Here is a 24120-nt window from a genome sequence, read left to right on the forward strand (position 1 = left end):
AAAGAACTCCGGCTGGCCGAGTTTCAGCGCTCGAAAAGTCTTCGGACGGAGTGCGTCAGCCGACTGATCCGCTTGTGCCAGCGCGACTTGAGACGCTTCTTCGCCCAAGGCGTCGCTTGCCGGTACTGCAAATACAGGGGCTGCGCCGGGTGCTGGCAACGAACGGAGTTGGGCTTGTCGTGCGTGAAATGGAAGATCGCGGGCTCGTCGGCATGCGAATGCAGGATCACATTCCAACGACGATCGAGGGAAGCGAATTGCCCAGCGAGAGCGATGTTCAATGCGTCCTGATCGAAGAATTTCAGCCTTGCGGCCTGTGAACGGACAATCTCGAGGCAGCGACTGGAAAGATCCCCCTTTAACCATTCCACAATGTCGATCAGCAAAACGCCGGAATTCATCGTTCTCGTTCCGTCCGGAAGCTTCAGACGCGCATTGTCCTGGTTGGAAACGCCGCTGACAGCGGCCACCGGCATGCCGGACATATCCAGGTTCAGCAACGGACGCAGACTGTCGACCACGATCGTATCGGCGTCGAGATAGACGAGCCGCCCCTCCTTGCAGCCAAGGAGGTCTGGCAAGACAAGCCGGGTATAGATCGACCGGCTCCAGTTGCTGTTGGTCTTCAACCCCTCGAATTGCCGAAGCGTTTTTTCGGACAATTCGAACAGCGTTAAGCGCAGGCGCCCGCCGCACCGTCTCAGATGCGATTTATCCTTGGGGGTCAGTCCGTCGCAGAAGACGGTGACGTTGACCTCGTCGACGTCGCCATTCAGAGCCAGCGTATGCAACATCACTCCGGCGAACTCGACAAACCTGCGGTCCACGGAAGTGACGACAAAACACGCGCTTAAAGCCAAAGCCGATTCATCAGTTTCCGCACGCATCAAGCCCCCCAAATCGTGCCAGGCCATCAAGACAATGCCCCGTTATTCGCCCGTCCCTCACGGCAGGGCCGCCGAAGTGATCGGTCGCTAATCGAAAAGATGAAGGGAAATCGAAGTTCCTCGGGGGATTTCGGACATCAAAGCCGAAGAGGAAAATGGTCGGAGCGGCGGGATTCGAACCCACGACCCCTTGACCCCCAGTCAAGTGCGCTACCGGGCTGCGCTACGCTCCGAACCGAGGAAACCCCTATATAACCAACGCTTAGAGCGCAAGCGGGAAAATGCGGCCTGGATCGAAAAAGGAACAAACGGCGTGGAAAAGTATGCTTGGGAGCCGAAAGTCCTACAGGACATTCCGCAAATTCACGGCATGGCATGGCCCCCGTGACGCGACTGCGGACAGAGAAAGCCCCTACCATCCGCGCGCCACTGGATGCCTGCGAGGTCCGATGCTGCGTGGCGACGAAAACACCGACCGCGCGTCCGGCTACGGAACCTTCACCAAAACGAGATCCCGTCGCTCGAAACTTGCTGCCTAACGCAACGTGAGCTTGCCATCATGGATGAATTGAGGGACAGTTTGATACTGGCCCTTGAGGCCTGGAGCGTCTCCCCTTCTAGGAGAAAACCATGCCTCTTAAGTCCCTTATGGCCCTCACCGCGCTTGTGCTTCTCACGCTCTCCGGCTGTGCGACCTCGGGTTCGACCAACACGACCTATGCGCAGTGGACAGGCCCCTACCCTGAGCCTGACGTCTCCGCGGCGAGCCCCGGCGGCTTCCGCATCTCCTACTGACGCTTTTTCAAACGCTGTTGAGGATGGTCGCGCGAACGTCTTGCGGATAGGCGCGCATATGCTCCTCGCCGTCGGGTAGCGCGCCGACGGCACAGGCGCCGTCTTGGTGACCGTATAAAAGATACTTGCGTCGAGACGGCTCGGCCGACATTCAGTCGGGCATCCGAAACCGGTCTTGATCGATCCTCTGGAATGGCTTTCTCAGCGCACCTGGTCGAGCAACCGCTTGCACTCCAGAAGGTCATAGAGCGCCTCCTGTAGCAGGGCGCGATCCTCCTTGCCCACGGACGAGGACTTTCCGAGAGAGATCTCGGGCACGTCGTCACTGCTGCCGCCGAAGGAGAAGAAGCGGCGGCTCGCGGGCGCCTTGGCGCGGCCAACGATCTGATCCTCCTCGGAAAGACCAGCCTTCGGCGGTGCGGGCTCTTCGTTGCTGGAGGCCGCAAGCGCCTCGACGGTCGCGAGATCGCCGCTCGCAATCGCCGCGACGAACTTGTTGCCGTTGGTCTTCAGGAGCTTCTGAACGCCCTTGATCGTATAGCCGTGATCATAGAGCAGATGCCGGATGCCCTTCAAAAGGTCGACATCCTCCGGCCGGTAATACCGCCGGCCACCGCCGCGCTTCATCGGCTTGATCTGCTGGAAGCGGGTTTCCCAGAAACGCAGGACGTGCTGCGGCAGGTCGAGATCGTCAGCGACCTCGCTGATGGTGCGAAAAGCGTCCGGGCTCTTTTCCATATCGTTCCCAATCCATGCCATACGACTCAGGCTCGAAAGCCGACAATGAGCCGATACCGTGCCAATGATGGCACGAATCGGCTCCATTTCAACGGCTTATGGATGGGTTTTCAACCACATTTGTGGCTGTCGTCTGGCGTTCACGAAACGGGAGACACCGGTTTCTGCTTGGCCCTGCGGCCCAGATGCGCCTTCAGCACGCGCTGCTTCAGGACGTTCGACGCCTTGAAGGTCATCACGCGCCGGGGCGAAATCGGCACTTCCTCGCCGGTTTTCGGGTTTCGCCCGATACGTTCGTTCTTGTCGCGGACCTGGAAGGTCGCGAAAGAGGACAGCTTCACACTCTCGCCACGCACGATTGCGTTGCATATTTCGTCAATGACGGTTTCCACCAGCTCGGCAGACTCTGTCCTCGACAGACCCACCTTGCGAAAAACCGACTCAGCCAAGTCCGCCCGTGTTACTGTTTTTCCGCTCATCTTCCCCCACCAACGTCTGGTACGCCGATCAGCGTCCGAAGACTATTGCCCTTGCCTTTTGCGGTCAAGCGCCTGTTGCTTAAGCAATTTCTTTACCAGCGGAGGAGCACAGAGCCCCAGGTGAAGCCACCGCCCATGGCCTCGAGCAGGACAAGGTCACCCTTCTTGATCCGGCCATCGCCCGCCGCCGCATTCAATGCCAGCGGAATGGAGGCTGCGGAGGTGTTGCCATGCAGATCGACGGTCACCACAACCTTGTCGAGAGGGATACCAAGCTTCTTGGCGGAACCGTCGATGATGCGGCGGTTGGCCTGGTGCGGGACCAGCCAATCCAGATCTTCGGCCGTCGTCCCGGTCGCCTCGAAGGCGGCCTCGATGACGTCGGTGATCATGCCGACCGCATGCTTGAAGACTTCGCGACCTTCCATCTTCAGATGGCCGACCGTTCCCGTGGTCGACGGGCCACCATCGACATAGAGCTTGTCGCGGTGCGCACCGTCGGAGCGAAGCTTCGCCGTCAGCACGCCGCGATCGGCATTGGTGCCCTCGCCTTCCTGGGCTTCCAGGATGATGGCGCCGGCGCCGTCGCCAAAGAGCACGCAGGTCGTGCGGTCGGTCCAGTCGAGAATGCGGGAGAATGTCTCCGCGCCGATCACCAGCACGCGTTTTGCAAGCCCGCCGCGGATATAGGCATCCGCCGTGGTGACGGCGTAGACGAAGCCCGAGCAGACCGCCTGCATGTCGAAGGCCGCGCCATGGCGCATGCCGAGACGGTCCTGGATGTTGACGGCCGTTGCCGGGAACGTGTTGTCCGGGGTGGAGGTCGCCAGGATGATCAGGTCGATGTCATCAGGCGTAAGCCCGGCATTGGCGAGCGCGGCGCGTGCCGCCCCTTCGCCGAGCGAAGCCGTGGTCTCGCCCTCGCCGGCGATGTAACGCTGCCGGATGCCGGTGCGCTGCACGATCCACTCATCGGACGTATCGACCTTGGATTCCAGCTCCTGATTGGTGACCACGCGCTTCGGCAAAGCTGCGCCGAAACCGCGAACGACGGAACGGATCATCTATTCAAACCTCATCATTCATGCCGGCGGAAAGGGCCTTGGGCGGTTCGCCGCCATGGTACTTCGCCAGATCGAGCTCGATCTTCGCCTTCAGGCCATTCTTCACCATGTCGTAGCCGACGTCGATCGCGGCTGCGAAACCCTCGGCATCCGCACCACCATGGCTCTTGATCACGACGCCATTGAGGCCGAGGAACACGCCGCCATTGACCTTGCGCGGGTCCATCTTCTCCCGCAGGCGGTCGAAGGCGCCCTTGGCCAGGATATAGCCGAGCTTGGCAAGAAGCGTGCGCGACATGGCGGCGCGCAGATATTCGGCGATCTGGCGCGCGGTGCCTTCGGCAGCCTTCAGTGCGATATTGCCGGAAAAACCTTCCGTGACGACGACGTCGACGGTTCCGCGACCGATATCGTCGCCCTCGACGAAGCCGTAATAGTCGAAGCCGTCGATATTGGCTTCACGGATCAGGCGGCCGGCTTCCTTGACCTCTTCCTGTCCCTTGATCTCCTCGACGCCGACATTCAGCAACCCGACCATCGGTCGTTCGATCTCGAACAGCGCGCGCGCCATGGCGCCGCCCATCAGCGCGAAATCCATCAGTTGCTGCGCGTCCGCGCCGATCGTCGCGCCGACATCGAGCACGATGCTCTCGCCTTTCAGCGTCGGCCAGATGGCGGCGATCGCCGGCCGTTGAATTCCCTGCATGGTGCGCAGACAGAAGACCGACATGGCCATCAGCGCGCCGGTATTGCCGGCGGAGACGACGACGTCTGCCTCTCCGGCGTTGATCGCGTCGATCGCTTTCCACATGCTCGACTTGCCGCGACCACGGCGAAGCGCCTGGCTCGGCTTCTCGTCCATGGCGACTGCAATCTCGCAGTCGTAAAAGGTGCTGTTGGCCTTCAGCTTCGGATATTTTTCAAGGAGGCCCGCGCACTGCGCTTCGATGCCGAACAAAACGAACTTGATGTCCGGATGACGTTCAAGCGCTCTTGCGGCGCCGGGGATGACGACTTCAGGACCATAGTCGCCCCCCATCACGTCAAGTGAAATTCTGACCACGCGTGTCTTATCCTTTATTTCTGCCACACAACACGTGCCGCCGCGGCGCACTCAACGGAAACGCATAGACGAAACATATTGCTTCTGACGCTTGAGCCAAGCACGCGGCAGATCGCTTTGGCGGCTCTTCTGGCCGGTTTGGGGCCAAAATACTGCTTTTCCATTGCGTGACAACCGAATTGTAGATGACGCTTTCGCGACCTCAGTCCTTTTTCCAGTCCTTCAGGACCGCAAAGGGGTTCGGCTTCTTGTCATCGGCAGATGTGCTCTCGATGCGCTCGCCGAACGTCACGCCGGGCTTACGGGGATAAGGGTCGATCGCGAGCGCAACCTGCTCGCTGACGACGACGCCGGCGTCGATGGTGTCGCCGACAAAGGTATCGGGAATATCGGGACCGTCAGGGTCGAGAACCATCTCGCCGCCGTCATTGCTTGCCTGGCGGGCGAGCCGCGAGCCCTCGGGCACGAAGATCGCCTCGACCAGCTCGTTGATATCGGCTTCGACCGGCTCAAGCGTGACGACACAGCTCTGCACGATGCGGGCCTTGACGTCGCCCTTGATCTTCACGCCATCCTTCTTCCAGCGCGCGATCTGCAGGTCGGCCTCGAGCGACAGGACATCGTTGATGTTCCAAAGCTCGGCAAGCGCCTTGCGCTCGCGCTCATTGGCGGAGAGGTGAACGCTGACCGCGTTCGCCGAAATGTGCCCTACCTTCACCGGGTAAGAAAAGGCCAGCCGGCTTTCGTCTTTCATGATTGGATCCTTCCTCGCGCGGGCTTACCTGGCGCCCATCGCGAATGCAGCCGCCGACCGGCTGCCGGTGGCGACGCTCTTGTATTCTATTACGCCCCAGCCGGCGGAATGTGCAACTGGCCGACTTCGACGACGTCTTCCGCGACATCGACGAGCTGCGCCTCGACCGCCAGCAGATAGCCAGCAAGCGCCACCATCGAAGGCGCGGCCTCGCCGCCATCCGGATGGAAGTTGCGCCTGAGCGCGGCCGCCAGAGCCTCGACGTCCTTCGTTTCCAGCGCCGCCGCGTACGATTCGAGCCGGCCGTAATACATGCCGGCCAGCTTCTTCATCTTCTTCGGCACGCCGGCGTCACCGACGCCGAGCTCGCGGATCGAATGATCCACGTCCTCGAAGAAGGCATCGATGATCTCCTGGGCGATTTCCTGGCCCGCCCTCGCCGAAGCGCGCGTACGGCGGAAATAGAGGATCAGCGTTGCCGACAGCATCTCGAACCGGCCCATGACCGTGTCCGGCACATCGAGGTCGGTGTAGAGGTAGGGCTGGCGTGCGGCCGCCGTCAGCAATGCATATTGCCGCTCGACAATCGCGGTGTTGCCACTTTTTCTTTTAAACAGTCCAAAAATCATCACAAAGCTCGGGCTTGGCTTTCTCGAAATGCGCGCAAGCGCCCATGACGTTGTTGCATGACAGCCGAAGCTGGTTTACCGAAGCAGGCACGAATTGCAATGGCGGATCTGCCATCGTTTCTCCAAGGGGAGCTGTCGTTGACGAAGCGGTATTTGAGAAAAAACTTTAAGACCCTCGGCCGCGTGGCGGTCGTAGCCACAATCGCCGGTTTTACCCTTTCCGCCTGCCAGTCTGCCAATGTCGGTGAAGTTCTCCATCAGGGCTATGTGGTTGATCAGGAAACGCTAAACCTCGTTCCGGTCGGCTCCAGCCGCGAGCAGGTGCTGCTCTCGCTCGGCACGCCCTCGACGACGGCAACCTTCGACAACGAAGTGTTCTACTACATTTCGCAGACGCGCAAGCGCCCTGTCGCCTTCATGAAGCCGCAGCTGGTCGACCAGTCGATCCTGGCCGTCTATTTCGACAAGGAAGGCACCGTCAGCCAGCTGGCTCACTACACGCTGAAGGACGGCAAGGTCTTCGACATGCTGACCCGCACGACGCCGACAGGCGGCAAGGAAACAAGCTTCCTCGGCCAGTTGCTGACCGGCCCCGGTGCAGGCCAGGCCGCGGCACGCAGCCTGTTCAAGGACTTCGGCAACTAAGCCGCCCATTCCAAAGAAAAGGCCCGCGAAACGATGTTCCGCGGGCCTTTTTGTTTACTTGGCGATGCGATCAGGCGAGGACTGCCAGAAGCAGCAGCGCCACGATGTTGGTGATCTTGATCGCCGGGTTCACGGCCGGACCGGCCGTGTCCTTGTAGGGGTCGCCGACGGTATCGCCGGTCACCGACGCCTTGTGGGCGTCGGAGCCCTTCAGATGACGTTCGCCGTTCTTGTCGACGAAACCGTCCTCGAAGCTCTTCTTGGCATTGTCCCAGGCGCCACCGCCCGAAGTCATCGAGATCGCCACGAAGAGGCCGTTGACGATGACACCCAGCAGAGAGGCACCGAGTGCCGCGAAGGCCGAAGCCTTCGAGCCCGAAAGCAGCAGCACGCCGAAATAGACGACGACGGGCGCCAGCACCGGCAGCAGCGAAGGGATGACCATTTCACGGATCGCCGCCTTCGTCAGAAGGTCGACGGCGCGGCCATAGTCCGGCCGTTCCGTGCCTGCCATGATGCCGGGCTTCTCGCGAAACTGCCGGCGAACCTCCTCGACGATCGAGCCGGCTGCACGGCCGACGGCGGTCATGGCAATGCCACCGAAGAGATAGGGAATGAGGCCACCGAAGATCAGGCCGGCAACCACATAGGGGTTGGAGAGGTCGAAGGAGATCTGCCCCACATCGGCGAAGTAAGGATATTTGTCGCCATTTGCGGCGAAATAGCTCAGATCGTTCGAATAGGCTGCAAAAAGTACCAGCGCGCCGAGACCGGCAGAACCGATTGCGTAGCCCTTGGTGACGGCCTTGGTGGTGTTGCCGACCGCATCAAGCGCGTCGGTGGATTTGCGCACCTCCGGCGGCAGATGCGACATCTCCGCGATACCGCCGGCATTGTCAGTCACTGGCCCGAAGGCGTCCAGCGCCACGATCATGCCGGCAATGCCGAGCATGGCGGTAACGGCAATGCCGGTGCCGAAGAGGCCGGCAAGCTGGTAGGTCGCGATGATGCCGCCGACGATGACGATCGCCGGCAGCGCGGTCGATTCCAGCGAGACGGCAAGCCCCTGGATGACGTTGGTGCCGTGGCCGGTGACGGAGGCCTGGGCGATCGAATTCACCGGCCGCTTGTTGGTGCCGGTATAGTATTCCGTGATCACCACGATCAGCGCCGTGACCACCAGCCCGAGAATGCCGCAGATGAACAGGTTCCAGCCCGTGATGTCCTTGCCGGCGACGGTACCGATCGAGCCCCATCCGATGGTGAAGGACGTGGCCGCGCCGAGACCGAGGATCGACAGCACGCCGGTGACGATCAGCCCCCTGTACAGCGCGCCCATGATCGAATTGTTGGCGCCGAGCTTCACGAAGAAGGTGCCGACGATCGAGGTGATGATGCAGGCGGCGCAGATTGCCAGCGGATAGACCATGATCGTTGCGAGCAGCGGCGTCCCGGCAAAGAAGATGGCCGCCAGCACCATGGTTGCGACGATGGAGACAGCGTAGGTCTCGAACAGGTCGGCGGCCATGCCGGCGCAGTCGCCGACATTGTCGCCGACGTTGTCGGCAATGGTCGCCGGATTGCGCGGGTCGTCTTCCGGAATGCCGGCTTCGACCTTGCCCACGAGGTCGCCACCGACGTCGGCACCCTTGGTGAAGATGCCACCGCCGAGACGGGCGAAGATCGAAATCAGCGATGCGCCGAAACCGAGCGAGACCAGGGCATCGATGACTTCGCGCGAGGCAGGCTCATGCCCCATGCCGGCCGTGAGGACGACGTAGTAGACCGAGACCCCCAGAAGGGCCAGGCCCGCAACGAGAAGGCCGGTGATTGCGCCGGATTTGAAGGCGATGTCGAGACCGGAGGCAAGGCTGACGGAAGCCGCCTGGGCCGTGCGCACATTGGCCCGCACCGAAACATGCATGCCGATGAAACCCGCGGCACCCGAAAGGATCGCACCGATCAGAAAGCCGAAAGCGGCGGCGGGAGAAAGAAGAACCCAAGCGGCGATGAATACGACGACGCCGACAATGGCAATGGTCTTGTATTGACGCGTGAGATAGGCCTGCGCCCCTTCACGAATGTAGCCTGCGATTTCTTGCATGCGGGCGTTCCCCTGGTCGGCGGCAAGCACCGACTGTGTTGCCCAGATGGCGTAAGCCACCGCGAGCAACCCGCATGCGATAACGCCCAATAAAATGGTCATTTCGCATTACCCTCCGTTACAACCCGCGGACTCACTCCCGGCCGCAGGCCCCTCAAAACCGCGAATCACGCGCCACCTCCTCAAGCAGCACCCCTCACGGCGCGGCCAGAGTGCGGTTGCAACGGGAGATCGTCAAGCCCCGAGAAACGCCACTGGCGGCGCCTCGTTCGCTTTAGATTTCAGGGGAATGGAAGCGTTAGGCGGCGGCCTTGCGCGGCGCCCGCTTCAGGAGCAAGAGGAGGATAAGGCAAACGATCGTCACCGGCCACACGACCGCGTTCAGCATGTCCCAGCCATAGGCGGTGAGGACCTTGCCCGAGGCAAACGACGACAGCGCCACGGTGGTGAACAGGATGATGTCGTGGAAGGCCTGGACCTTGTCGGCTTCCTGCGGCCGGTAGCTGCTGGCGACGATCGCCGTCGAGCCGATGAAGCCGAAGTTCCAGCCGAGGCCAAGCAGCACCAGCGCACCCCAGAAGTTCCAGAGCTCGATGCCCATATGCGCGACTGCGGCGCAGGCCATGAGCAAGAGCAGGCCGCAACCGACGATGCGTTCGGCGCCGAAGCGGCTGATGAGCATGCCGGTGACAAAGCTCGGCGCAAACATCGCCAAGACGTGCCACTGGATGCCGAGCGTGGCGAGTTCGGTCGAGAAGCCGCAGCCGATCACCATGGCGACGGGCGCGCCGGTCATCATGAAGGTCATCAGCGCGTAGCTGGAAATGCCGCAGATCATGCCGGTGGCAAAGCGCTGGCTGCGGACGATTTCGCCGAGCGGACGAACGGACTGATCGTGGTGGGCACTCACCATTGCGCCCGGCTCGGGCAGCCGCAGCGGCGCGAAAAACAGGGCAGCGACGAGGCAAATCGGCATCAGGACGACGAAAGCCCCGGCAAAGGAAACCGGCGCGAACAGGTCGCCAGCGAAAATGACGATCTGCGGACCGAGAACGGCCGAAACGATGCCGCCGCCAAGGATCAGCGAAATTGCCTTGGGCTTGTAAAACGACGGCGAAGCGTCGGCAGCGGCAAAGCGCAGCTTCTGTGTAAAGCCGTTCGACGAGCCGAGCATCGCGAGTGCGAAGGCGAAGAGCCAGAAATTCTCGCGGAAGAGTGCGACGGCGGCGAGCGCTGCCCCGGCGGCCGCGATTGCGGTCCCGCTCATGAAGGCGAAACGGCGGCCGATCAGGCGCGACAATACCGCAACCAGCACAACACCCAGCGCCATACCGACGTTGAACGCGGTGAGCGGCGCGGTGGCCAGCGACTTGTCCTCCGCCAGCATCTGGTAGCCGGCGACACCGCCGACCGAAAAGCAGATAGGACCGACGACGCCGAGCACGGCCTGCGCGGCGGTCAGGAGGTAAACGTTGCGGCGTGTTTCGCGAAGGGTGTTGCCCATGTCATCTGCAGCAGCCGCAACCATCGACCTTATTTCCTCGGTTCGCCGCGGACCTGTCGGGCAATGCGGTCGAGGACAGCATTGACCAGCTTGGGCTCGTCATCCGAGAAGAAAGCCTTGGCGATCTCGACATACTCCGTGACGATCACCGGAACCGGCACGTCCTTGCGCTCAAGCATCTCGAAGGTGCCCGCACGCAGGATGGCGCGCACGGTGGAATCGAGACGCGACAACGCCCAGTCGTCCTGAAGCGCCGAGCCGATCAGCGGATCAAGCTTGCGCTGGTCGCGCACGACACCGGCGACAATCGACCGGAACCAGGAGGGGTCGGCCTTCAGGTAGGTGTCGCCATCGACATCCTGTCCGAGGCGATGCGCTTCGTATTCAGCAACCACTTCGAGGACACCGGTGCCGCCGATGTCCATCTGATAGAGCGCCTGCACCGCAGCAAGGCGTGCTGCACCGCGCTGGTTGACCTGCTTCAGCGGTTGATCCGAGGGGGTTTTCGTCACTTTTCCGTGCCCAGTTTCTTCTTAAGTTCAATCATGGTCAGTGCCGCACGCGCAGCAAAGCCACCCTTGTCGCCTTCCGACCGGCGCGCACGCGCCCAGGCCTGATCGTCGTTTTCGACCGTCAGGATACCGTTGCCGATCGCGAGGCTCTCGCTCACCGCAAGATCCATGATCGCGCGCGAGGATTCGTTCGCGACGATGTCGAAATGATAGGTTTCGCCACGAATGACCATGCCAAGGGCAACGAAACCGTCGTATTCGGTGCCACCTTCGTCAGCGCCGTCGAGCGCCATGGCGATCGCCGGCGGGATTTCGAGAGCACCCGGAACCGTTACGATATCATAGGTCGCCCCGGCTTCGTCCAGCGCATGTTTCGCTCCGTCGAGCAGAGCGTCGGCCATATCGTCATAGAAACGCGCTTCCACAATCAGGATGTGGGCTGCCGTGGTCTCTGCCATGGATCACCTGTCTTTGAGAATTCAGCGCCGGATGCGACCGGCCAAGGCGGCGGTCAAACCACGCCCGGCGTCGAATGGCAAGCAAATTCCACCGCAGACGGCCTTTTGCCGCGTCCGGCGGCCGCCAACAACCGCCATCCTAAGCTTCGCCGCTCCTCCAATTCGGTCCCACCGGAGGGCACTGCCGCCGACTGGCGAAGACGGCAAGCCGCACGCCTTATTCGCACCCATACGCGGCCTCACAGCCCCTGGTGAAACCATCGCGCGATTGCGCCTAGATGGTCTCGCCGATGGATTGCAACACTAGGATGTATTCCTGTAACCATCGTCGCTAATTTTAGCGATCGCAGGTTGACGACGGGACGAACGCGCGACACGGATAGAACGTATTAGCGTTACCGCGACAACGGTGCGCCAGGGAGGACCATGTGACCGATACGAAAAAGCCGATCGTTAATCCCAAAAACCTGGAACTCGACCACTGGACGCAAGGCACTTTCTTCGAATCCCGCGACGTCGCCTTCGGCGCGCTGCTAGGCCTCAAGGATCTGGGCATCGGCTACGGTGAAGTGCCGCCGGGCAAGTCCGGTTGCCCGTTTCACAATCACCATGTCGAAGAGGAAATGTTCATTATCCTCGAGGGTGAAGGGACTTACCGCTTCGGCAGCGAGCGTTACGCGGTCGGCCCGGGCGACATTCTGGGCGCGCCTGCGGGTGGTCCTGAAACAGCGCATCACCTGATCAACACCGGCACAGTGCCGCTCAAGTACCTTTCGATCTCGACCAAGGCGGCAACCGAAATCTGCGAGTATCCGGATTCGGGCAAGTTCCTCGCCAGGACGCGCGGTACCAAGGGCGAGCGGTCGTTCAGCTTCACCGGCCGACCGGAAAGCGCCGTCGACTACTGGGACGGCGAGCCCGGTGCCTGACATCATCACAGCATAGGATCGAATATGCATAGCGTTCCCATCATCGAGACCGATCGCCTTGTCCTGCGCCCCTATCGCCGTGACGATTTCCCCTCCTATTCCGCGCTGTTCGGCGATACCGAGGTAATTCGTTATGTCGGCGGGGTGCCGTTTACGCGGGAGCAGTCCTGGACCCGCTTCCTGCGCCAGGTCGGCATGTGGCACTATTTCGGCTTCGGCTTCTTTGCCATCCAGGACCGGGAGACCGGGACCTTTCTCGGCGAGGCCGGTTTCCACGACGTGCATCGCGCCATCACGCCTTCACTCGAAGGGACGATGGAAACGGGGTGGGCGCTGTCGCCGAAAGCGCATGGCAAGGGGCTCGCAACCGAGGCCGTCAGCGCGGCGCTCAAATGGGCCGACCACCAGTTTCCGACGTTGCGCAAGACCTGCATCATCGATATCGGCAACCACGCGTCGATCCGGGTCGCCGAGAAGCATGGCTTCAAGGAATTCTGGCGCACGACCTATCACGGCAACCACGTGATCATGTTCGAGCGCCACCAGAAGGCAGCGGCTGCGACAGGCGAAAGATGGGCTCGCGCGCACGCCGAAACATGAACAAGTTTTAATTGTTTTCCCGATGCCAATGCCTTGGAAAGGGCCACATTCCGGCCCAGTTTCCTAGTCGTTGGCACGACGCGCCCTCCCCAAGAAGGGAGCAAACGCCGACCAATCAGTCGAAACAGTCCAGCGTTTTTACTTGCGGGTGACAACACCCGCAAACGAACCCTGCTGGCCGCCGCAATAGGCGAACCTCACCGGCCCGGAAACCCGCAAGGTTCCCGCGTTCACGTATCGGGCCGGCTTGCGCCTTGTTGCCGGTAAACAAAGGAGCATGACCATGAACCGCATAGCCAAGCTTTCCGTCATCGCTGCTCTCTCCGCCCTTTCCTTCGGCGGCGTCTCCTATGCTGCGAGCGCAGCCATGAACTGGCCGGCCGAAATCGACCACACCGTTCGCGATTTCAAGGGCGATCATTTCAACGTCGTCGACGTGGATACGCTGAAGGAATCGAGCCAGACGCGCATGTGGATCAACGAAGCGACGCCGCAACAGCTTTCGTCCCTGCACGCAGCCGTCGAAGGCAACAAGCCGCTTGCAGCCAAGCTGAAGGCGCAGAATGTCGAGATGAACAACATTGCCGGCGCCGAACAGGCGGCCGACGGCAGCCTGACCCTCTACGTGCGTTGAGCGTCAACATCTCCCGAAACCAGAACCGCCCCCGATCGGGGGCGGTTTGCATTCGGCGAAAGAGGAAGTCAGTTCACTCCGGCTTTGGCGCCGGGAACTCCGCGAGGCGCGCCGCGTAGCGCGCCATGGTGTCGACCTCGAAGTTGACGAAATCGCCGGCCTTGCGCTCGCCCCAGGTCGTGACCTCCAGCGAGTGACGGATCAGGAGCACGTCGAATTCGGCGCCAGCGACCTTGTTGACCGTCAGCGACGTACCGTCTAGCGCGACCGATCCCTTTGGCGCGACGAACTTTGCCAGATGCTCAGGCGCCCGCAGACGAAATCGCACGGCGTCGCCTTCCGCTTCCACCGACAGAATTTCCGCCTTGTCGTCGACATGGCCGGAAACCAAGTGGCCACCGAGTTCGTCGCCGATCTTCAGCGAGCGTTCGAGGTTGATGCGGGTGCCTTTCGTCCAGCCCGCGATCGTCGTCAGCCGCAGAGCTTCTTCCCAGGCCTCGACTTCGAACCAGCGTTCGTTGCTGCCGGCGTCAGGCAAAGCCGTCACCGTCAGGCATACGCCGGAGTGGGCGATGGAGGCCCCCATGTCGATCGTCTTCGGATCGTAGCGCGTGGCGACACGCAGCTTGATGCCTTCCTTCAGCGGGGTGACGGAATCGACGGTGCCGATATCGGTAACAATGCCTGTGAACATCAGTTCTCTCTTTCGTATTCCTCGAACAGATCGTCGCCATAGCGTGCCTCGGCGACGCGCCGGAAGCCTGCCGGCACGGACTTACGGTCAAATGGGGATGCGATGCCGTCTTCGCCAATGGTCCCCGGTCCGGTGTAGAGCTGGATGCGGTCGACGAGGTTCGCATCGAGAAAGGCGCGCGCAGCCACTGCACCACCTTCAACCATCAAGGAGGAGAGACCGCGGGATGCGAGTGCGGCAAGAAGGTCGGCGATCGATCCGGCTTCGAGCACCTCGACGCCGGCCGCCTCCAGGGCCGCCTTGCGTGCCGCTCGGCCATCATCCGCATCCGAATCAAAATCACCGGAACCGTCGCTGGAGACTACGATGACGGGGACCTCCCGCGCCGTTAACACAAGTTTGGAGGAAAGCGGCAGGTCGAGCCGGCGATCGAGAACGATGCGCAGCGGCGAACGATGTTCGAGCCCCGGCAAGCGCACGGTCAATTCCGGATCGTCGGCGGCAGCCGTGCCGATCCCGACCAGGATCGCGTCGGTCTCCGCCCGCAGCATCTGTACTTGACCACGGGAGATGGAACCGGTGATGCGCACCTGCCCCTCGCCCTTGCGCCCGATCATGCCATCGGCCGAAACGGCAAGCTTGAGAGTCACAAAGGGACGTCGGCTGACCTGGCGCATGAGGTAGGCTTCAAGCGCCTGATGCCCGTCCTCGGGGAGCACACCGATATCGACGGTGATGCCGGCATCGCGCAGGCGCACGACGCCGCGCCCTGCGACCCGCACGTCCGGATCGAGGATCGAGATCACCACGCGGGATATGCCGGAGGCGACGAGCGCATCGGCGCAGGGCGGCGTCTTGCCGTGATGGGAGCAAGGCTCGAGCGTCACGTAGGCGGTCGCACCCCTTGCCTTCTCGCCGGCCTCGGTCAGCGCCTGGGTTTCGGCATGCGGGCGGCCGCTCCGCGCGGTTACGGCCCGGCCGACGACAACGCCGTCCTTGACGATCAGGCAGGCGACGGAGGGATTGGTGGATGTCTGTCCGAGATGGTGACGAGCCAGCCTCAGCGCCGCGGCCATGAACCTCTCGTCTTCACGGTTGGGCGCTGTCATGGCTCTATCCAGCGTGAGCTATTCGCCGGGATCGCGCGCGATCTTGGCGCTGATCTCGGTGATGACCTTCTCGAAATCCTCCGCATGGGAGAAATCGCGATAGACCGAAGCGTAGCGCACGAAGGCCACGTCATCGAGGCTCTTCAGCGCTTCGAGCACCTGCAGGCCGATTTCTTCCGAAGGGATCTCGGTCTCGCCGGAGCTTTCGAGGCGGCGCACGATCCCGGAGACCGCCCGCTCGATGCGGTCGCGATCGACCGGGCGCTTGCGCAGCGCAATCTCGAAGGAGCGCAAAAGCTTGTCCCGGTCGAAAGGAACCTTCCGACCGGTTTTCTTGATGATCATCAGCTCACGCAACTGCACCCGTTCGAAGGTCGTGAAACGACCTCCGCAATCCGGACAAATCCGGCGGCGGCGAATGGCATTCCCGTCCTCTGCCGGACGGGAATCCTTCACCTGACTGTCTTCAGAACCGCAATAGGGGCAGCGCATGGGCGACCGATCACATGTAGCCGTACATCGGGAAGCGGTCGGTCAGCTTGACGACCTTGTCGCGAACGCTCGCTTCGACGGCGGCGTTGCCCTCGTCGGAGTTGGCGACCTTCAGGCCGTCGAGAACCTCGACGATCCGCTCACCGATTTCCTTGAACTCGGCTTCCTTGAAGCCACGGGTCGTGCCGGCCGGCGTGCCGAGACGGACGCCCGAGGTGACGAAGGGCTTTTCAGGGTCGAACGGGATGCCGTTCTTGTTGCAGGTGATGAAGGCACGACCGAGAGCGGCTTCCGCGCGCTTGCCTGTTGCGTTCTTCTTGCGCAGGTCGACGAGCATCAGGTGGTTGTCCGTACCGCCCGAGACGATGTCGAGGCCATTGGCCTTCAGCGTTTCGGCAAGCGTGCGGGCGTTCTTGACGACCTGGGCCGCATAGTCCTTGAACGACGGCTGCAGCGCTTCTCCGAGGGCCACGGCCTTCGCAGCGATGACGTGCATCAGCGGGCCGCCCTGGAGGCCCGGGAAGACGGCCGAGTTGATCTTCTTGGCGATATCTTCGTCGTTGGTCAGAACCATGCCGCCGCGCGGGCCGCGGAGCGACTTGTGCGTCGTGGTCGTTGCCACGTGGCAATGCGGGAACGGCGACGGATGCTGGCCACCGGCGACGAGACCGGCGATGTGCGCCATGTCGACCATCAGCCAGGCGCCGACTTCATCGGCGATCTCGCGGAAACGCTTCCAGTCCCAGATACGCGAGTAAGCGGTGCCGCCGGCGATGATCAGCTTCGGCTTGTGCTTGCGCGCCTGCTCGGCGACGTTGTCCATGTCAAGCAGGTGGTCGTCTTCACGCACGCCGTAAGAGACGACGTTGAACCACTTGCCGGACATATTGACCGGCGAACCGTGTGTCAGGTGGCCGCCCGAATTGAGGTCGAGGCCCATGAAGGTGTCGCCCGGCTGCAGGAGCGCCAGGAACACGGCCTGGTTCATCTGCGAACCGGAGTTCGGCTGAACGTTGGCGAAGTTGACGCCGAAGAGCTTCTTGGCGCGCTCGATCGCCAGTTCCTCGGCGATGTCGACGAACTGGCAGCCGCCGTAGTAGCGCTTGCCCGGGTAGCCCTCGGCATATTTGTTGGTCATGATCGAGCCCTGGGCTTCGAGCACGGCGCGGGAAACGATGTTCTCGGAGGCGATCAGCTCGATCTCGTGGCGCTGGCGACCCAGCTCCTTCTCGATCGCACCAAAGATGTCCGGATCGCTGTCGGCCAGAGAGCGGGTGAAGAAGGCGTCATTGGTCTGTTCAGGCATCGGTGCGAGGCTCCTCTCAAGGGTGGCAGTTCTTTAACTTCCTCGCACGGAGAGAGCAATATCCGCTGTGCGGTTTGCGTCATTTCCCCCATCTGCCGCGCCGAAATATCGCGGGGTCCGGCGCATGAAAAAGCCGCGCTTCCAGGGGAAACGCGGCTTTTCGATTTCGTGTCGCAAATCTGCTTATTGCGGCAAGGCGTCCTGGTCGACCGAACCGGGCGACTGTTCGACGCCATAGGGCGTCTGAAGCGCGAGTTCGGTGGCACCGTCGCGCTGATAGATATCGTCGCGGAACTGCACCACGCCGTCCTTGGCGGACCATGCGGTGATGTAGGTGAAGAAAACAGGCACTTCCTCGGCGAGCGTGATCGGCGTGTTGACGCCGGTCTTGATGGTCGCCTCGATCTGCTGGCGCGACCAGCCGGGCGTTTCCTTCAAGAGCCAGGTCGAAAGGTCGCGCACGTTCTGCACGCGCACACAGCCAGACGATTCGAAGCGCATGAGCTTGTTGAACAGGCCCTGCTGCGGCGTGTCGTGCATGTAGACCTGATGCTCGTTGTGGAAGTTGATCTTCGTCGACGACATCGCGTTGATCTTGCCCGGGTCCTGACGGAACATCAGGTTCGGCGCCTTTTCCGCGTTCCAGTCGACGGTTTCCGGCGACACTTCGCCGCCGCTGCCGTCGAACAGGCGGATCGAGTTGCGCGCGAGATACGTCGGGTCCTTGCGCATCAGCGGCATGATGTCCTTCTGGATGATCGAGCGCGGCGCGGTCCAATAGGGGTTGAGGATGACCTCGTAAATCTTCGAGTTGAGGATCGGCGACTGGCGGTCGATCTTGCCGACGATCGCCGTGTGGCGCAGCGCCACGCGGCCGTTCTCCACCGCTTCGATATAGGCGGCCGGAATGTTGACCATCACGTAGCGGCGGCCGAGCCCACCCGACATCGACTGCAGGCGAACGAGGTTGGTCTGAAGCTGGCCGAGGCGGGTGTTGGCATCGACATTGATCGCCTTCAGCGTGTACTCGCCGATGACGCCGTCTGCTGGCAGACCGTGACGGGCCTGGAAGCGCTTGACTGCGCCCTCGACGTAGCTGTCGAAGGACGAGGAGACACCGGCCGAGCGCGGCAGGTCGCCGGAAACCATCAGGCGCTGGCGGAGCTGCTGCACGGACGGGTCGGTGACGCCGAGTTCGAGCTTGACGCTGGTCTGAACCGACGGCCAGCCGCCCTGCGAAACGATGTTCTGGTAGTCGAAGATCGCCTGCTGCACGTGAGCGATCGTTTCCGGGCCGAAGACAGGCGTGTTCGAAACGACCGTCGTCGCGGTGCGCGATGCCCCCTTCGCGTCAAACTGGTCGTCCCAGGAGCCGCGGCGAGGCGAATTGATGATCTCGTTCAGGGCGTCCTGTGCGCTTGCCGCGCCGGCGACTGCCACGGCGCCGAAGGTTGCTGCCGAGCGCAAGAAGGCGCGGCGCGAGAATGCATCAATTCCATTCTTTTTCGACATAATCCTACCATCCCAATGCGTTGGCACGCGCCCTATGCGCTGACACGCACGTTGCCGCAGCCCTAACACGATCGTGGTTAACAAAGGTCAACCAACGAGCCACCCTGCCCTCACAAGATTTCACGATGCCGCGAGTGAGGACCCTCATCCGGCAGGCGAAACGCGAAACGAATCCACACACCAGAAAACATGTGGCCGCACCTACCGCATGTCGTCGTCGCTGTCATAGCAATATGGCCAATTCGTGTCTCGGCGAGGCTGAACCGCGACATGGCATGCCTTTTGCTTTTCGCTGGACGCGACGGGGCTGCAGCCGAAGTGGAAACGGCAACATTCTGATTTGCTAATGTTTTTGGCTTGAAAAATCGCGCGAAGGCGCGGAAAGCGTGCCGCAGCTGTGCAGCTTTTCGGCAACAGGACAGGATGCCGTAAATGGCAAAGGTCGGACACGCAGGGATTGCGCCCGACCCTTGAACTGGAGGTTTGCCTTGATCAGAGGCGGTACATGATCGAGTCGTTCCAGAAGCGATCGAGGCGCTGCAGGAGCTTGTTCATCTGGGTGAACTCGTCCGAACCGATGCCGCCGACCTTTTGGATCGAGCCGATGTGGCGCTCGTAAAGCTTGGCGACGGTTTCGGCGATTTCCTGGCCGTCTTCCGTCAGGCTGATGCGGACCGAGCGGCGGTCGACGCGGGAGCGCTGATGGTTGATCAGGCCGAGGTCGACGAGCTTCTTGACGTTGTAGGAGACGTTCGAGCCGAGGTAGTAGCCGCGGGAGCGAAGTTCACCGGCGGTCAGTTCCGAGTTGCCGATGTTGAAGAGCAACAGAGCCTGAACGGCGTTGACGTCGCTGCGACCTTCGCGATCGAACTCGTCCTTGATGACGTCGAGCAGGCGGCGGTGCAGACGCTCGACGAGGTGAAGGGATTCCATGTAGAGACCGCGGATGGTTTCTTCCTGGGGGTCTCTGGCCTGAACTGCCTGCGGCTTCATCTTGGTGTTCATTTGACTGCCTCACTGTTTTGTTTGGCGGTGTCTGTTTGTCTTCCCGCCTTGAGTGAGACCCTATCGAATACGTCTAAAATTCTACTTAAACCGCAGCCTTAACAAGAGCTTGCCATTTGGCGACCCTGTCTCAGGGTGAATCAACTCTTACCTGCCTCGCAAGCCGCCAGCGCTGATAGAAGATCGCCGCGCGGAAAAGAATGAAGGTAACGGCGACCGCCGCGTGCAGCACGACCAGCAGCGGACGGGTGCCGAAACTGGCCGGATAGAACTCGTACATCACGATCTCGATCGCTGCCGCAACCACCCAGACGACCGGCCCCCAGGAGACCAGCAGCCACAGGCCGAGGGCAGCCACCGGATAGATCACGGCAAGTGCGGTTGCGGCCGCTCGCCACTCCGGCGTCAGGAGATCGAAGCGCCCGGCGCCGCCATGGGAAAAGCCGATCAGCATGGCCCAGTAGTTCAGCGCGAACCAGATACATGAAGCGGAGACCAGACGCAGGAAGAGACCGAAGAGGATCTCGGTCAGCGACGGTTTCGGCACATGGGCAGAATCATGAAGCATGGGCGGCAAGATAGGGCGGGTCTTTGCCATCCGCCAGCGGCATCACGGCCTCCCCTCCCCCGCGGCCACCCTTAAAGGGAAGAAATGCCGCAGCCCGTTGGCCGGCCGCGCGGTTCCCAATGACGGCCAGCCCATGATAAAGCGCTTGCCTATCGACGATTTTAACGGGAAAGGCGCGGCGCGATGAACGACAGGACAAATCTTGTGGACAGGGTTACCGGCCACCGCCGCATGCGCCGCAACCGCAAGGCCGACTGGACGCGCCGGCTGGTGCAGGAAAACCGCCTGACCGTCGACGACCTGATCTGGCCGATCTTCATCGTGCCGGGAAGCAATATCGTCCAGCCGATCGATGCGATGCCGGGGGTCAACCGGATGAGCATCGACAAGGCGGTCGAGGCGGTGAAGGAAGCGGCCGATCTCGGCATCCCGGCGATCGCCACCTTTCCCAACATCGACCTGTCGCTGCGCGACGATACCGGCTCCAACAGCCTTGCCGCCGACAACCTGATCAACCAGGCAACACGCGCCTTCAAGAAGGCCGTGCCCGAGATCGGCATCATTACAGATGTCGCGCTCGACCCCTTCACCAGCCATGGCCATGACGGCATCCTGCGCAATGGCGAGATCGTCAACGACGAGACGGTCGAGACGATCGCGAGAGCGGCCGTCGCCCAGGCGGATGCCGGCTCCGATATCATCGCCCCTTCCGACATGATGGACGGACGCATCGGCGCCATCCGCCAGGCGCTCGACGCGAGCGGCCACCAGAATGTCGGCATCATGTCCTATGCGACCAAGTTCGCTTCCGGCTTCTACGGTCCCTATCGCGAGGCGATCGGCACCGGCGGCCTTCTGAAAGGCGACAAGAAGACCTATTACATCGACCCGGCCAACGGCACCGAAGCGATCCGCGACGCTGCCCTCGACGTCGAGGAAGGCGCCGACATGCTGATGGTAAAGCCAGGCCTTCCCTATCTCGACATCTGCTGGCGGATGAAGGAAGCCTTCGGCCTGCCGGTCTTCGCCTATCAGGTGTCCGGCGAGTACTCGCAGGTGAAGGCCGCGGCTGCCAACGGCTGGATCGACGGCGAGAAGGTGATGCTCGAAACGCTGCTCGCCTTCAAACGCGCCGGCTGCGACGGCATCCTGAGCTACTTCGCCGTCGAAGTGGCCCGCATCCTTGCCAAAGGCCGCTGAAACGCTCCGCTGGATCCGGGCCCAGATCCTTGTTTTGCAGGGAATGCCATCCCATATCCTTGCTGCAACCAAACGAGGCTTTTGACCGATGACCATGCACAACGAAGAACTGAGGCTGCCGAGCAATGACTGGCGCGCCTATCAGGGCGTGCTGTCGCGACGCGTCTTTGCCTTTCTGATCGATTACGCGATCATCGCGCTTCTGTGGATCCCCGCGGCGGTCGTCGTCTTCTTCCTCGGCATCCTGACGCTCGGCCTCGGCTTCATGCTGTATCCGGCGCTCTTTGCGATCGTCGCCATGCTCTATTTCGGCCTGACGGTCGGTGGCCGCGAACAGGCCTCTCCCGGCATGCGCGTGATGGGCCTGGCGATTGCCCGAACCGACGGGCGCCCGATGGACTTCCTGACGGCGATCGTCCACCTCGTCATCTTCTGGATCGCCAACGCGCTGTTGACGCCGCTGATCCTGCTGATCGGTCTTTTCACCGACCGCAGCCGCCTGCTGCACGACCTGCTGATCGGCACCGTCACGGTGCGCCGCGACATGTATTGAAACCGGCGCAGGCAACCGAGCTGAAAGCGTAAGGCGGCGTCTTCCGCCTTACCGCCGCCACCTATTGTGGCCACACCTAAAATATCGGCAGGCGCAGACGGAAGCGGCAAACGAGTGAGTTGACGTTTTCCATTCTTGCGCCATGCTACTGTCATGAACCACAGCGCGAAGAGTGACCTCCGCACTCGATGAACACACAGACCGCACCGTCTCCGCAATTTTACCTGACTGCACCGGCAGCCTGCCCTTATCTGCCGAACGAGATGGAGCGGAAGGTCTTCACCCACATGGTGGGTGAGCGCGCGCCCGAGCTCAACGATCTCCTGACGCAAGGCGGCTTCCGCCGCTCGCAGAACATTGCTTACCGTCCTGCCTGCGAAACCTGTCGCGCCTGTATTTCGGTGCGCATCCTCGCCAACGAGTTCAAGCCCACCCGCTCCATGCGCCGGGTGCTTGCCGCCAACCACGACGTGATCTCTGAGGAGTATGCGGCCGAGCCGTCGAGCGAACAGTACAACCTCTTCCGCCGTTACCTCGACCGACGCCACCAGAAGGGCGGCATGTCGGACATGTCGGTGCTCGACTATGCGATGATGGTCGAGGACACCCATGTGCACACCAAGATCATCGAGTACCGCCTGAGGGTCGAAGGCGACGGCATCAGCGAGAAGGCGCGCGGGCCGCTGATCGCAGCGGCACTGACCGACCGCATGGGCGACGGGCTGTCGATGGTCTACTCCTTCTTCGACCCGGCGCAGGAAGAGCGCTCGCTCGGCACCTTCATGATTCTCGATCACATTCGCCGCGCCCGGGAGCGCGGCCTTCCCCATGTCTATCTTGGCTATTGGGTCAAAGGCTCGCGCAAGATGGGGTATAAAACAAAGTTTCTGCCGCAAGAGCACCTTATGGCCCGTGGCTGGGAGCGCTATGAAGGCGGAGACACCACCCTGGAAGCCGCTCCTACGAAAACGGGTTAGAAATTGAGTTCATCTTCCGATGCCGCGATGCACCGGCGCGGCCTTGCCATCACCGGCCTCGGCGGCCTCGCGCTCTCCTTCGACATCCCGCTCATCCGATCCGCCGGCGGCGACGTCTGGTCGCTGCTTGCCGTGCGCAGCCTGTCGACCTTCGTGATCGCGCTGGGCGCCTGGTTCGTGCTCAACCGCGTGCTCGGCCGGAAGATTTCACTGATGCCCGGCAAGGCCGGCCTCCTGGTCGGCATCTTCTACGGCATCAATTCCTGCACGTTCCTGCTCGCCGTCTTCAACACCTCGACGGCAAATGTGGTCTTCATCCTCGCCTTCACCTCGATGTTTGCCGCCATCCTCTCCTGGATCTTCCTGAAGGAGAGGCCATCGAATGCGACGCTCGTGACCATGCTGGTGATGGTGCTCGGCGTCGGGCTGATCGTCCAGGACGGGCTGGAAAGCGGCCACCTCTTTGGCGACGCCATGGCGGCATCCTCCGCCTTTCTGCTGGCAAGCGCGATCACGATCAGCCGCGCGAGCAAGCGCGACATGGCGCTGGTGCCGCTGGTGACGGCGATCTTTCCGGCAGCCGTCGCGCTCCTGATGCTGCCGGCCGGCGGCTTCACAATCGCGGCCCCCGGCTACATCCTCTTCAACGGCCTGGTGATGATCCCGCTCGCCTTCTTCTGCCTTGCGACCGGCCCACGTTATCTTTCAGCCCCGGAAGTGGGCATGTTCTATCTGCTCGAGACCATTCTCGCGCCGATCTGGGTGTGGATGGTCTTTGCCGAAACACCGACAACACAGACGCTGATCGGCGGTTCGATCCTCATCTTCGCGCTGATCGGCCATTCGCTCTGGCAGATGCGCAGCCGGTCGCTGAAAGCGGCCGTTTCCTGCGCCGAATAGCACTACTGT

The 24120-nt window shown here is 61.9% G+C and carries 27 protein-coding genes and 1 tRNA gene; 9 read left to right on the plus strand and 19 right to left on the minus strand.

Annotation, left to right across the window (positions count from 1 at the left end):
• Nucleotides 1–23: 23 nt before the first annotated feature.
• Together IB267_RS08865 and IB267_RS08870 are read right to left on the minus strand one after the other, a co-directional pair.
• The gene (locus IB267_RS08865; RefSeq protein WP_192447302.1) at nucleotides 24–887 is read right to left on the minus strand and encodes a glycosyltransferase family 8 protein; all 864 of its coding nucleotides are present in this window, start codon (nucleotides 885–887) and stop codon (nucleotides 24–26) included.
• Between the two features lie 156 nt (nucleotides 888–1043).
• A tRNA-Pro gene (locus IB267_RS08870) sits at nucleotides 1044–1120 on the minus strand.
• A gap of 397 nt (nucleotides 1121–1517) precedes the next feature.
• Here IB267_RS08870 and IB267_RS08875 point away from each other — a divergent pair.
• Nucleotides 1518–1682, plus strand: coding sequence for a hypothetical protein (locus tag IB267_RS08875; RefSeq protein ID WP_192447303.1), 165 nt, complete (start codon nucleotides 1518–1520; stop codon nucleotides 1680–1682).
• Between the two features lie 201 nt (nucleotides 1683–1883).
• Here the strand turns inward: IB267_RS08875 and IB267_RS08880 are convergent, their stop codons facing one another.
• The 6 genes from IB267_RS08880 to IB267_RS08905 form a co-directional block, all read right to left on the minus strand.
• Nucleotides 1884–2420 carry a MerR family transcriptional regulator gene (locus IB267_RS08880; RefSeq protein ID WP_034803717.1) on the minus strand — a complete coding sequence of 179 codons (537 nt, stop codon included), beginning with the start codon at nucleotides 2418–2420 and terminating at the stop codon, nucleotides 1884–1886.
• A 140-nt stretch (nucleotides 2421–2560) separates the two neighbouring features.
• Complete coding sequence (locus IB267_RS08885) at nucleotides 2561–2899, minus strand: integration host factor subunit alpha (RefSeq protein ID WP_034803721.1); 339 nt, start codon at nucleotides 2897–2899, stop codon at nucleotides 2561–2563.
• A 92-nt stretch (nucleotides 2900–2991) separates the two neighbouring features.
• Complete coding sequence (locus tag IB267_RS08890) at nucleotides 2992–3963, minus strand: beta-ketoacyl-ACP synthase III (RefSeq protein WP_192447304.1); 972 nt, start codon at nucleotides 3961–3963, stop codon at nucleotides 2992–2994.
• A 4-nt stretch (nucleotides 3964–3967) separates the two neighbouring features.
• Nucleotides 3968–5026 (minus strand): phosphate acyltransferase PlsX, encoded by a 1059-nt coding sequence (gene plsX, locus IB267_RS08895; protein WP_192447305.1) that lies wholly within the window; start codon nucleotides 5024–5026, stop codon nucleotides 3968–3970.
• Between the two features lie 202 nt (nucleotides 5027–5228).
• Nucleotides 5229–5780: a DUF177 domain-containing protein gene (locus tag IB267_RS08900; protein WP_192447306.1), complete on the minus strand. Its 552-nt coding sequence runs from the start codon at nucleotides 5778–5780 to the stop codon at nucleotides 5229–5231.
• Between the two features lie 89 nt (nucleotides 5781–5869).
• The gene (locus IB267_RS08905; protein ID WP_192447307.1) at nucleotides 5870–6409 is read right to left on the minus strand and encodes a ubiquinol-cytochrome C chaperone family protein; all 540 of its coding nucleotides are present in this window, start codon (nucleotides 6407–6409) and stop codon (nucleotides 5870–5872) included.
• 138 nt (nucleotides 6410–6547) lie between these two features.
• Here IB267_RS08905 and IB267_RS08910 point away from each other — a divergent pair, with 138 nt between their 5' ends.
• Nucleotides 6548–7054: an outer membrane protein assembly factor BamE gene (locus IB267_RS08910; protein WP_043611497.1), complete on the plus strand. Its 507-nt coding sequence runs from the start codon at nucleotides 6548–6550 to the stop codon at nucleotides 7052–7054.
• Between the two features lie 70 nt (nucleotides 7055–7124).
• On the opposite strand, the gene IB267_RS08915 is transcribed toward IB267_RS08910, so the two are convergent.
• From IB267_RS08915 to ribH, 4 genes are all read right to left on the minus strand, one after another.
• Nucleotides 7125–9260, minus strand: a complete 2136-nt coding sequence (locus IB267_RS08915; RefSeq protein ID WP_192447308.1) for a sodium-translocating pyrophosphatase — start codon at nucleotides 9258–9260, stop codon at nucleotides 7125–7127.
• A 196-nt stretch (nucleotides 9261–9456) separates the two neighbouring features.
• On the minus strand, nucleotides 9457–10686 hold the full coding sequence (locus IB267_RS08920; RefSeq protein ID WP_043611450.1) for an MFS transporter: 1230 nt from the start codon (nucleotides 10684–10686) through the stop codon (nucleotides 9457–9459).
• Between the two features lie 5 nt (nucleotides 10687–10691).
• Nucleotides 10692–11174, minus strand: a complete 483-nt coding sequence (nusB, locus tag IB267_RS08925) for a transcription antitermination factor NusB (protein WP_043611449.1) — start codon at nucleotides 11172–11174, stop codon at nucleotides 10692–10694.
• On the minus strand, nucleotides 11171–11632 hold the full coding sequence (gene ribH, locus IB267_RS08930) for a 6,7-dimethyl-8-ribityllumazine synthase (RefSeq protein WP_043611448.1): 462 nt from the start codon (nucleotides 11630–11632) through the stop codon (nucleotides 11171–11173). Before ribH ends, nusB begins: the two co-directional genes overlap by 4 nt.
• A gap of 428 nt (nucleotides 11633–12060) precedes the next feature.
• Here ribH and IB267_RS08935 point away from each other — a divergent pair, with 428 nt between their 5' ends.
• The 3 genes from IB267_RS08935 (at nucleotide 12061) to IB267_RS08945 (ending at nucleotide 13795) form a co-directional block, all read left to right on the plus strand.
• Nucleotides 12061–12561, plus strand: coding sequence for a cupin domain-containing protein (locus IB267_RS08935; protein WP_192447309.1), 501 nt, complete (start codon nucleotides 12061–12063; stop codon nucleotides 12559–12561).
• Between the two features lie 24 nt (nucleotides 12562–12585).
• The gene (locus IB267_RS08940; RefSeq protein ID WP_192447310.1) at nucleotides 12586–13161 is read left to right on the plus strand and encodes a GNAT family N-acetyltransferase; all 576 of its coding nucleotides are present in this window, start codon (nucleotides 12586–12588) and stop codon (nucleotides 13159–13161) included.
• 283 nt (nucleotides 13162–13444) lie between these two features.
• Entirely contained in the window at nucleotides 13445–13795 is a 351-nt protein-coding gene (locus tag IB267_RS08945) for a hypothetical protein (protein WP_192447311.1), read from the plus strand.
• Between the two features lie 73 nt (nucleotides 13796–13868).
• Here IB267_RS08945 and IB267_RS08950 read toward each other — a convergent pair whose 3' ends face one another.
• The 7 genes from IB267_RS08950 to IB267_RS08980 form a co-directional block, all read right to left on the minus strand.
• A complete protein-coding gene (locus IB267_RS08950) occupies nucleotides 13869–14489 on the minus strand; it encodes a riboflavin synthase (protein WP_192447312.1) in 621 nt (206 codons plus the stop codon).
• Complete coding sequence (ribD, locus tag IB267_RS08955; RefSeq protein ID WP_192447313.1) at nucleotides 14489–15598, minus strand: bifunctional diaminohydroxyphosphoribosylaminopyrimidine deaminase/5-amino-6-(5-phosphoribosylamino)uracil reductase RibD; 1110 nt, start codon at nucleotides 15596–15598, stop codon at nucleotides 14489–14491. Before ribD ends, IB267_RS08950 begins: the two co-directional genes overlap by 1 nt.
• Before the next feature lie 18 nt (nucleotides 15599–15616).
• A complete protein-coding gene (gene nrdR, locus IB267_RS08960) occupies nucleotides 15617–16090 on the minus strand; it encodes a transcriptional regulator NrdR (RefSeq protein WP_034803756.1) in 474 nt (157 codons plus the stop codon).
• Nucleotides 16091–16100: 10 nt separating this feature from the next.
• The gene (glyA, locus tag IB267_RS08965) at nucleotides 16101–17396 is read right to left on the minus strand and encodes a serine hydroxymethyltransferase (RefSeq protein WP_043611443.1); all 1296 of its coding nucleotides are present in this window, start codon (nucleotides 17394–17396) and stop codon (nucleotides 16101–16103) included.
• Between the two features lie 183 nt (nucleotides 17397–17579).
• Nucleotides 17580–18908: a murein L,D-transpeptidase gene (locus tag IB267_RS08970; protein WP_192447314.1), complete on the minus strand. Its 1329-nt coding sequence runs from the start codon at nucleotides 18906–18908 to the stop codon at nucleotides 17580–17582.
• A 492-nt stretch (nucleotides 18909–19400) separates the two neighbouring features.
• On the minus strand, nucleotides 19401–19913 hold the full coding sequence (ldtR, locus tag IB267_RS08975) for a transcriptional regulator LdtR (protein WP_043611441.1): 513 nt from the start codon (nucleotides 19911–19913) through the stop codon (nucleotides 19401–19403).
• A gap of 130 nt (nucleotides 19914–20043) precedes the next feature.
• The gene (locus tag IB267_RS08980) at nucleotides 20044–20481 is read right to left on the minus strand and encodes a DUF6163 family protein (RefSeq protein WP_192447315.1); all 438 of its coding nucleotides are present in this window, start codon (nucleotides 20479–20481) and stop codon (nucleotides 20044–20046) included.
• Nucleotides 20482–20664: 183 nt separating this feature from the next.
• Here IB267_RS08980 and hemB point away from each other — a divergent pair, with 183 nt between their 5' ends.
• The 4 genes from hemB to IB267_RS09000 all read left to right on the plus strand — a co-directional run bounded on the left by hemB (nucleotide 20665) and on the right by IB267_RS09000 (nucleotide 24111).
• Entirely contained in the window at nucleotides 20665–21681 is a 1017-nt protein-coding gene (gene hemB / locus IB267_RS08985; protein WP_192447316.1) for a porphobilinogen synthase, read from the plus strand.
• Nucleotides 21682–21769: 88 nt separating this feature from the next.
• Nucleotides 21770–22234, plus strand: coding sequence for an RDD family protein (locus IB267_RS08990; RefSeq protein WP_043611437.1), 465 nt, complete (start codon nucleotides 21770–21772; stop codon nucleotides 22232–22234).
• A 188-nt stretch (nucleotides 22235–22422) separates the two neighbouring features.
• Nucleotides 22423–23211 (plus strand): arginyltransferase, encoded by a 789-nt coding sequence (locus IB267_RS08995; RefSeq protein WP_192447317.1) that lies wholly within the window; start codon nucleotides 22423–22425, stop codon nucleotides 23209–23211.
• Nucleotides 23212–23214: 3 nt separating this feature from the next.
• Complete coding sequence (locus tag IB267_RS09000) at nucleotides 23215–24111, plus strand: DMT family transporter (RefSeq protein ID WP_192447318.1); 897 nt, start codon at nucleotides 23215–23217, stop codon at nucleotides 24109–24111.
• Nucleotides 24112–24120 lie beyond the last annotated feature (9 nt).

Source organism: Ensifer sp. ENS09, from assembly GCF_014852425.1.
Lineage (GTDB): Bacteria > Pseudomonadota > Alphaproteobacteria > Rhizobiales > Rhizobiaceae > Ensifer.